This window comes from Georgenia sp. 311, from assembly GCF_006151955.1.
Classification (GTDB): domain Bacteria; phylum Actinomycetota; class Actinomycetes; order Actinomycetales; family Actinomycetaceae; genus Oceanitalea; species Oceanitalea wutianyii.
Genome location: NZ_VDFS01000040.1, coordinates 26,426 through 35,538 on the forward strand (window position 1 = coordinate 26,426; position 9,113 = coordinate 35,538).

At 73.9% G+C, this 9,113-nt stretch carries 9 protein-coding genes; 4 read left to right on the forward strand and 5 right to left on the reverse strand.

Going from position 1 to position 9,113, the window contains the following annotated elements; all coding sequences use genetic code 11:
* From FHE66_RS08445 to FHE66_RS15495, 3 genes are all read right to left on the reverse strand, one after another.
* Positions 1-1,571: NAD-dependent epimerase/dehydratase family protein (locus FHE66_RS08445; RefSeq protein ID WP_139072539.1), on the reverse strand; the 1,571-nt coding region annotated here is incomplete at its 3' end.
* On the reverse strand, positions 1,568-2,791 hold the full coding sequence (locus FHE66_RS08450; RefSeq protein WP_139072529.1) for a zinc-dependent alcohol dehydrogenase: 1,224 nt from the start codon (positions 2,789-2,791) through the stop codon (positions 1,568-1,570). The genes FHE66_RS08445 and FHE66_RS08450, both read right to left, overlap by 4 nt.
* Position 2,792: 1 nt before the next feature.
* Positions 2,793-2,945: a hypothetical protein gene (locus FHE66_RS15495; RefSeq protein ID WP_168202732.1), complete on the reverse strand. Its 153-nt coding sequence runs from the start codon at positions 2,943-2,945 to the stop codon at positions 2,793-2,795.
* A gap of 96 nt (positions 2,946-3,041) precedes the next feature.
* On the opposite strand from FHE66_RS15495, the gene FHE66_RS08455 reads away from it, so the two are divergent.
* On the forward strand, positions 3,042-4,364 hold the full coding sequence (locus tag FHE66_RS08455) for an APC family permease (RefSeq protein WP_139072530.1): 1,323 nt from the start codon (positions 3,042-3,044) through the stop codon (positions 4,362-4,364).
* Positions 4,365-4,367: 3 nt separating this feature from the next.
* Here FHE66_RS08455 and FHE66_RS08460 read toward each other — a convergent pair whose 3' ends face one another.
* The gene (locus FHE66_RS08460; protein ID WP_139072531.1) at positions 4,368-5,171 is read right to left on the reverse strand and encodes a sugar phosphate isomerase/epimerase; all 804 of its coding nucleotides are present in this window, start codon (positions 5,169-5,171) and stop codon (positions 4,368-4,370) included.
* On the reverse strand, positions 5,168-5,944 hold the full coding sequence (locus FHE66_RS08465; RefSeq protein WP_139072532.1) for a general stress protein: 777 nt from the start codon (positions 5,942-5,944) through the stop codon (positions 5,168-5,170). The genes FHE66_RS08460 and FHE66_RS08465 overlap by 4 nt, the downstream gene beginning before the upstream one ends.
* A 95-nt stretch (positions 5,945-6,039) precedes the next feature.
* Here FHE66_RS08465 and FHE66_RS08470 point away from each other — a divergent pair, with 95 nt between their 5' ends.
* The 3 genes from FHE66_RS08470 (at position 6,040) to FHE66_RS08480 (ending at position 9,046) form a co-directional block, all read left to right on the forward strand.
* On the forward strand, positions 6,040-7,338 hold the full coding sequence (locus FHE66_RS08470; RefSeq protein WP_139072533.1) for a magnesium transporter MgtE N-terminal domain-containing protein: 1,299 nt from the start codon (positions 6,040-6,042) through the stop codon (positions 7,336-7,338).
* Positions 7,331-7,825: a DUF1003 domain-containing protein gene (locus tag FHE66_RS08475; protein ID WP_139072534.1), complete on the forward strand. Its 495-nt coding sequence runs from the start codon at positions 7,331-7,333 to the stop codon at positions 7,823-7,825. The genes FHE66_RS08470 and FHE66_RS08475 overlap by 8 nt, the downstream gene beginning before the upstream one ends.
* An 87-nt stretch (positions 7,826-7,912) precedes the next feature.
* Positions 7,913-9,046, forward strand: a complete 1,134-nt coding sequence (locus FHE66_RS08480; RefSeq protein ID WP_139072535.1) for an Mrp/NBP35 family ATP-binding protein — start codon at positions 7,913-7,915, stop codon at positions 9,044-9,046.
* Positions 9,047-9,113 lie beyond the last annotated feature (67 nt).

Genomic DNA, 9,113 nt, shown 5'->3' on the forward strand with positions numbered 1-9,113 from the left:
TCGTAGGTGGCGGCCTGGTCGCGCGCCTGCTGGGCGAGCGCCTCGAACAGCGGCGCGGGCAGCCCGAGGTCGTCGGACAGCTCGGTGAGCACCTGCCACAGCCCGAGCTTGCCCATGACGGCGCTGCGCATGAGCTCGGACTCGAGCAGCGGCGTCAGCGGTGAGCCCTCGGGCCGCTCGTTGACCTTGAGCCGGCCGGCCTTCTCGGCGAGCCACGCGGCCGCCTGACGGTAGGGCCGACGGCGCAGCTCGAGGGAGTCGATGAGGTCCTTGAGCAGCTCGCGCTCCTCACGGATCTCCAGCGCGACCCGCTCGAGGTCCTCCCCCACGTCGGTGTCGGCGTAGGCGGCGGACATCCGCTCGGCGCGCTCCAGGCCAGCGGTCGCGCCGGTGAGGTGGTCGGACAGGTAGAGCCCGAGGATGTCGCGCTCCAGGTGGGCCGGCACGCGGTGGGCCGGGGAGTCGTCCTCGCGCCCGAGCAGCCCGTCGGGGTGCACGGCACCTGGGGGCTGCTGGTCGCGCGGCCAGCTCTCCCGCGGGCGCAGCGGGGGGCTCGCGGTGCCCTGCCCCTCGGCCATGCCGACGAGCAGCTCGCGCAGCGCGTCCTGCGCCCCCACCCGCGGCTCCCAGCCGAGCTCGCGGCGGGCGCGCGAGGCGTCCATCACCGGCACGCGAAGGGCCATGTCGAGCCAGCCGGGGTCGGCGGCGACGGCGTGGGCCTGCCACGCGAGGGACACCATCGGGCGCAGCACCGAGGCCGGCACGGGCAGCACCCGGCCGTGGTCGAGGACGTCGGCGAGGTCCTGGCCGCGCAGCACCGGGTCGGTCGCGACGTTGAACGCGCCGGTCGCCCGCTGGAGCAGGATCCGGCGGTAGACGTCGGCGAGGTCGTCGCCGTGGACCACCTGGAGGCGCAGCCCCGCGGGCAGCGGCAGCGCCGGCAGGGCGCCGGGCCGCAGCATCCCGGGGGGCACGAGCGCCCCGACGAACAGCCGGAGGATCTCCGCCCCGGCGTCGGCGTCGAAGATGAGCGCCGGGCGCACCCGCGCCACGGCCAGCCCGGCCTCCTCGGCCTCGTCGAGCACCCGCTCCTGGGCGGCCTTGTCGACCGCGTAGTGCGAGGTCGGTGCGCTGCCCTGGGCGGGCCACGACTCCTCCCGCGGCTCGTCGTCGGTCACCGGGGAGTAGGCCCCCACCGAGGAGGCGACGACGAGGTGCCCCACCCCGGCGCGGCGGCACGCCTCGACGACGCGACGGGTGCCGTCGACGTTGGCGCGCCGCAGGACCTCGCGCTGCCGGTTGGGCTGGATGAGCCAGGCGAGGTGGACGACGGCGTCGGCCCCCTCGAACGCCTCGGCGAGCCGGTCGACGACGAAGTCCTCCCCCTCCGCGAGCGCGACGGGGGTGGCGATGTCGACCTGCTCCCACCGCACGACCGTGTCGTACGGCTCGGCGGTGGAGTCCGGCGCCCGCCGGGAGATGCCGACGACCTCGATGCCCTGCTCGCCGCGCAGGGCGTGGAGCAGGGCGGTGCCCGCGTTGCCGCTCGCGCCGACGACCGCGACCCTCACCGGGCCGCCTCGTCCCCGCCGGAGGGGGCCATCGCGGGGTCGAGGACCACCTTGATCGCCCCGTCGTCCTTGCGCTGGAAGATGTCGTACCCGCGCGGGGCGTCCTCGAGCGCGATCCGGTGGGTGCGCAGGTCGAGCACCCCGAGCGGGTCGGCCGGGTCGCTGACGAGCGGCAGGAGGTCCTCGATCCAGCGGTGGACGTTCGCCTGACCCATCCGCATCGTCACCTGCTTGTCGAACATCTCGAGCATCGGCATCGGGTCCTGGGCGCCGCCGTAGACGCCGGACAGCGAGATGGTCCCGCCGCGGCGCACGACGTCGATCGCGGTGTGGAGCGCGGCGAGCCGGTCGACGCCGGCCTTGGTGAACAGCGGGCGGGCGAGGGCGTCGGGCAGCAGCCCGGCACCGGCCTGGATGCCGGCGGCGACGGGCGAGCCGTGCGCCTCCATGCCGACGGCGTCGATGACGGAGTCGGCCCCGCGGCCCGAGGTGAGCTCGCGGACGGCCTCGGCGACGTCGTCCACCCCGCGCATGTCGATGGTGAGCACGCCGTGCCGGCGGGCCATCTCCAGCCGCTCGGGCACGAGGTCGACGCCGATGACCTGCCCGGCGCCGCGGTGCAGGGCGATGCGGGCGCACATCTGCCCGATCGGCCCGAGCCCGAGGACGACGACCGTCCCGCCCGGCGGCACCTGGGCGTACTCCACGCCCTGCCACGCCGTGGGGACGACGTCGGAGAGGTAGAGGTAGCGCTCGTCGGGCTCGCCGTCGTCGGGGACGACGACGGGGCCGACGTCGGCGAACGGCACCCGCAGGTACTCCGCCTGCCCGCCCGGGACCTGCCCGTAGAGCATCGTGTACCCGAAGAGCGAGGCGCCCTTGCCGTGCTCGTGCACCTGCGTGGTCTCGCACTGGGACTGCAGCCCGCGGCTGCACATCCAGCACCGGCCGCACGCGATGACGAACGGCACGACGACGCGGTCCCCGGGCCGCAGGGACGTCACCTCGGAGCCGACCTCCTCGACGACGCCCATGGGCTCGTGCCCCAGGACGTCACCGGGGGTGAGGAACGGACCGAGCACGCTGTACAGGTGCAGGTCGGAGCCGCAGATGGCGGAGGAGGTGATGCGGATGACGGCGTCGGTGGGCCTCTCGATCCGAGGGTCGGCGACGTCCTCGACGCGGACGTCCTCGCGCCCCTGCCAGGTCAGCGCCCGCACGTCAGCGCGGGCTCCCGGCCTCGGGGGTGTCCTCGCCCTCCGCCTGGGAGGGCTGGTCGAAGGGCTCCTCGTGCTCGAGCTGCTTCGGGTCGGCGTCGGGGTCCTCGGCCGGGTCGTAGGGCTTCTCGGACGGGTTCGTCGTGTTCTCGCTCATGGCGCCACCATGGCACCGGGCCCGGGCGCCCGCACCCGGAGGTGGTGACCTGGCTCACCGGTTGCCGCCACGGCCCGGCACCCCGATCCTGTGCCGATGGCCGTCGACTCCGTGGACAGCACGCGCCTCGCGCGTCGCATCACCCCCTGGCTCCTGTTCCTCTTCATCCTCGGCGACGTCCTGGGGGCGGGGGTGTACGCGCTCACCGGCGAGCTGTCCCAGCGCTCCGGCGGGCTCATGTGGGCGCCCCTCGTGCTCGCGCTCGTCATGGCGCTGCTCACCGCCGCGAGCTACGCCGAGCTCGTGACGAAGTACCCCAAGGCCGGGGGCGCGGCCGTCTTCGCCCAGCGCGCCTTCAAGCGGCCGGTCGTCTCCTTCGTCGTCGGCTTCTCCATGCTCGCGGCCGGGGTCACCAGCGCCGCCGGCCTGGCCATCGCGTTCACCGGCGACTACCTCGGCGTCTTCCTCGACGTCCCGGCCGCGCTCGCCGCCCCGGTGTTCCTCGTCCTGCTCGCCCTGCTCAACGCGCGGGGCATCCGTGAGTCGGTCCGCTCGAACGTCGCGATGACGATCATCGAGGTCTCCGGCCTCGTCCTCGTCGTCGTCGTCGTCGGGATAGCCGTGGCCGGGGGTGCGGGCGAGGCGTCGCGGCTCACCGACCTGCCTCCGGGGACGGGCGCCGGCTCGGCGGTCCTCGGCGGCGCGCTGCTCGCGTTCTACTCCTTCGTCGGCTTCGAGGTGTCGGCGAACGTCGCCGAGGAGGTCCAGGACGTCAGCCGGGTCTACCCGCGGGCGCTGTTCGCCGCGCTCGGGGTCGCCGGCGTCGTCTACGCCCTCATCGGGCTCGGCTCGGCGCTCGTCGTGCCGACGGGCGACCTCGCCGGGTCCGAGAGCCCTCTGCTCGACGTCGTGCGCACCACCGGCGTCGGGGTGCCGGACTGGGCGTTCTCGGCCGTCGCGCTCGTCGCCGTCGCCAACGGCGCGCTCCTCACGATGATCATGGCCAGCCGGCTCGCCTACGGCATGGCCGACGAGGGACTGCTCCCCGCGGCGCTCACCGCCGTGCTCCCCCAGCGGCGCACCCCGTGGCTCGCGATCGTCGTGACGACGGCCGTGGCCGCCGCCCTCACCCTCGTCGGGGACCTCGGCATGCTCGCCGAGACCGTCGTGCTGCTCCTGCTCGTCGTCTTCGTCAGCACGAACCTCGCCGTGCTCGTGCTGCGCAAGGACCGGGTCGGGCACGCCCACTTCCGCACCCCGCGGGTGCTGCCGGTGCTCGCGCTCGTCACGTGCGGCGTGCTGCTGAGCCAGCAGTCGCTGCAGGTGTGGCTGCTCGGGCTCGGGATGCTCCTGCTCGGCGCGGTGCTCTACCTGCTCACCGTCCGCTTCGGGAGCCTCACGCCCCGCCGGCACACCTAGCCCTCAGGCGAAGCTGGGGAGGTTCTCCCGGGCGAAGGCGAGCGACTCCACGAGCGCCGCCTCCCGCTGCGCGGGACCCATCTTGCGGGTCGTCACCTCGACGGCGATCGAGCCGGTGAAACCGAGGCCGGGCAGCTCGGCGAGCAGCTCTCGGCACGGCTGGGAGCCCCGGCCGGGAGCGAGGTGCTCGTCGCGGTTGGACCCGGTGGAGTCGGTGAGGTGGATGTGCCCGAGGCGCGGGCCGAGCTGGTGCGCCACCTCGAGGGAGTCCTGCCCGGCGATGCCGGCGTGCGACAGGTCGAGGGTCACGTACTCGTAGTCCAGCCCGAGCGGGTTCCAGTGCGGCAGGTAGGCGTGGCGCTCCTTGGTCCGGCTGTCGTCCTTGGCGCGCGCCTTCCACGGGAACATGTTCTCCACCGCGATCCGCACGTCGGTGCGGGCCTGGCGTCGCGCGATCCCCTCGACGAAGCCGCTCGCGTACTCGCGCTGCCACCGGAAGGGCGGGTGGACGACGACGACCTCCGCGCCGACGCCCTCCGCGAGCGCCACCGAGCGGTCGATCTTGCCCCACGCGTCCGAGCCCCACACCCGCTGGGTGAGCAGGAGCGTCGGGGAGTGGATCGCCAGGACGGGCAGGCCGTAGGTCTCCGACAGCGCGCGCAGCGCCTGGGCGTCACGGGTCTCCGGCCACTTCCAGACCATGACCTCGAGCCCGTCGTAGCCGATGCGGGCGGCCGCGGCGAAGGACTCCTCGGTGCTGCTCGGGTAGCACGACGACGTCGACAGGAGGACAGGCGGAACCCTCATGAAGGGTTCTCCTCACCGTCCGTCGGTCGCTGCGGGAGCCGGCGTCCGTACCGGGGGTTGCCGTGCTCGTCCTCCCACGGCCGGAAGGTCGGGGCGGCGGGGACGGTCGTCTCCGCGGGCTGCTCACCGGCGGGCGGCTGCCCCGCGCCGGGACCGCCGGGCGGCGCGGCCGGCGGCGGACCTGCCTGCTGGGGCTGCTGGGGCTCGCTCCACGGCGGCGCCCCGACGGGCTGCGCCGTGGTGGGCCCACTCACGGGCTGGGTCGGGCCGGGGCCACCGACCCGGGTGCGGATCCCCGCCTCGCCGAGCAGGCGCACCGCCTCCCCCACCCGGCTCTGCTCGCACAGCAGCGCGTACCTGCCGGCGACGACCTGGCTGGAGGAGGTGAAGTCCCGCTTGCCGCCGGTGAAGGCGTAGGACACGAGCCCGAAGAGCATCCCGAAGGCGGCACCGATGACGAGCGCCGGAAGGAGCATGACGAGGATGGGCCCGTCGGACATCAGCCCGAAGAGCAGGCCGACGAACAGGCCGAACCACGCGCCGGACATGGCGCCCGCGAGCGCGACCCGCGGGTAGGACAGGCGACCGGTGATGCGCTCGACCATGCGCAGGTCGGTTCCGACGATCGTCGTGCGCTGGACCTCGAACTCCTTGTCGGACAGGAGGTCGACGGCACGCTGTGCCTCGAGGTAGGTGTCGAATGACGCGATCTGCACACCGGTGGGCAGGGTGGGGGTCGTCGGGACCCCGCCCCTGCTGCTGCTGAAGGCCATGGCCCGATTGTCTCTCCTCCGCGACGCCGTCGCTACGCACGTCCCCGCGCGTCGGCCCCGCAGCACGTCCTCGTCGTTGCTTCTAGGCTGGCCGCGTGAGTACTCCAGTGAGCAGGTCGGCACCCAGCCGCGTCTTCGTCGGCCGACTGGCGGGGACCCCCGTCTTCGACCCCCTCGGCGACCCGGTCGGCAAGGTGCACGACGTCGTCGTGCTCCTGCGGACGAAGAACCCGCCGCGCGCGGTGGGGCTCGTCGTCGAGGTGCCGGGCAAGCGGCGGGTGTTCCTGCCGCTCACCCGGGTCGTGGGCATCTCCGGCGGGGCGGTCATCACCACCGGGCTGCTCAACATCCGCCGCTTCTCCCAGCGGGCGAGCGAGACGCTCGTCCTCGGCCAGCTCGTCGACCGGCGGCTCACCCTCGCCGACGGGAGCGGGGACGTCATCGTCTCCGACGTCGCCATCGAGCAGCAGCGCAACCGCGACTGGCTCGTCACCCAGCTCTTCGTCGCGCGCACGACGCAGACGCGCGGCCTGCGCCGGCGGCGCGGGGAGCAGATGGTCGTCGAGGTCGGCGACCTCGTCGACCTCGTGGGCGGCAGCGAGCCCCAGCCGGCGACGTCGTTCCTCGCGACCATCGAGGACCTCAAGCCCGCCGACGTCGCCGACGTCATGCACGACCTGCCGGTGGACCGGCAGCTCGCGGTCGCCGCCGAGCTCACCGACGAGCGCCTCGCCGACGTCCTGGAGGAGCTGAGCGACGACGACCGGGTCGCCATCGTCTCGAGCATGGACGCGCACCGCGCCGCCGACGTCCTGGACGTCATGCAGCCCGACGACGCCGCCGACCTCGTCAACGAGCTGCCGCCGGACGTCGCCCGCTCGCTGCTCGACCTCATGGAGCCGGAGGAGGCCGAGGACGTGCGCCGCCTGCTGCGCTACGAGGAGCGCACCGCCGGCGGTCTCATGACCACCGAGCCGCTCATCCTGCCGCCGGAGTCGACCGTCGCGGTCGCGCTCGCCAGCGCGCGCCGGGTGGACGTCCCGCCCGCCCTGGCGACGATGATCTTCGTCGTGCGTCCGCCCCTGGAGACCCCGACCGGGCGGCTGGTCGGCGTCGTCCACATCCAGAAGGCGCTGCGCGAGTCCCCCGCCGTCCAGCTCGGGACGATCCTCGACGCCGACATCGAGTCCCTCGGCCCGCACGACGAGATCGGCAAGGTCACCCGGCTGCTCGCGACCTACAACCTCACCGCCCTGCCGGTCGTGGACGACGAGCGGCGCCTGCTCGGGGCGGTGAGCGTCGACGACGTCCTGGACCACCTGCTGCCCGAGGACTGGCGCGACGCCGACACCGAGGACACCGACACCGCGATGACGAGGAGTGCCCATGGCTGACCGGCTCGACACCCCGATCGACCCCCGCCGCCGCTGGCGCCGCCCGCGGGTCGACTCCGAGATGGTCGGCTCGGTGTCCGAGGGGATCGCCCGGTTCACCGGCACCCCCCGCTTCCTCGTCTACCTCACCGTCTTCGTCGCGGTGTGGCTGGTGTGGAACACGTGGGGACCGGAGAGCCTGCGCTTCGACTCCGGGGCCCTGGGCTTCACCGCGCTCACGCTCATGCTCTCGCTCCAGGCCTCCTACGCTGCGCCGCTCATCCTCCTGGCGCAGAACCGGCAGGACGACCGGGACCGGGTGACCGCCGAGCAGGACCGCCGACGCGCCGAGCGCAACCTCGCGGACACCGAGTACCTCGCGCGGGAGCTGGCCTCGCTGCGCCTCGCCCTCGGCGACGTCGCCACCCGCGACTTCGTGCGCTCGGAGCTGCGTGACCTCATCGAGGAGCTGCGCCAGCAGGACGAGGAGCGCGACCCCGCCAGGTAGCGGACGGCGGACACCTCCCGGAAACGCGGGAGACGCGAGCCACCCGGACCTTTGGCCCGGTATGACCCGATGCGGGGGCGACCTACCATGGGAGGTATGTCTGCCCCCACCGTCGAAGCGATCCGTAGCGAGCTGGACAAGGTCCTCGACCCCGAGATCCGCCGCCCCATCACCGAGCTGGGGATGGTCCGCTCCGTCGAGGTCGCCGACGACGGCGACGTCGTCGTCGGGATCGACCTCACGACGGCGGGCTGCCCCCTGCGCACGACCATCACCAACGAGGTCACCGCCGCCGCCCAGCGCGTCGAGGGCGTCGGCGACGTCCGCGTCGACATGGGTGTCATGAGCGAGGAGCAGCGCAAGGAGCTGCGCTCCCAGCTGCGCGGCGGGGTCGCCGAGCCGACCATCCCCTTCTCCGAGCCGGGCAACCTCACCCGCGTCTACGCCGTGACCTCGGGCAAGGGCGGGGTGGGCAAGTCCTCGGTGACCGCCAACCTCGCCGCGGCGATGGCCGCCGACGGCCTCAAGGTCGGCGTCGTGGACGCCGACATCTACGGCTTCTCCATCCCCCGCATGCTCGGTGTGGAGCACGCGCCGACGAAGGTCGACGACATGATCCTCCCGCCGGTCGCCGGCGACGTGAAGGTCATCTCCATCGGCATGTTCGCCCCGCCCGGACGCCCGATCGTCTGGCGCGGCCCGATGCTCCACCGCGCGCTGCAGCAGTTCCTCGCCGACGTCTTCTGGGGCGACCTCGACGTCCTCCTCCTCGACCTGCCGCCCGGGACCGGCGACATCGCGATCTCGGTCGGCCAGCTCCTGCCGGGCGCCGAGATCATCGTCGTCACCACCCCGCAGAGCGCGGCGGCCGAGGTCGCCGAGCGGGCCGGCTCGCTCGCCGGGCAGACCAACCAGCACGTCGTCGGCGTCATCGAGAACATGTCCTGGCTCGAGCAGCCCGACGGCACCCGCATGGAGATCTTCGGCTCCGGTGGCGGACGCCAGGTGGCCGAGAACCTCACCGCGGGCCTGGGCTACGAGGTGCCCGTGCTCGGCCAGATCCCGCTGGAGATGAAGCTCCGCGAGGGCGGGGACTCCGGCCGCCCGTTCGTCCTGGACGACACCTCCCCCGCGGCCGAGGCGCTGCGCGGCATCGCCCGCACGCTCAGCCGGCGCGCCCGCGGCCTGGCCGGCCGCTCGCTGGGCATCAGCCCGGTCTGACCCTCAGGTCGCCTCGTCGTCGAACGGCGCGCGGCCGGCCGGTGCACGGCCGGCCGCGCGCCGCACG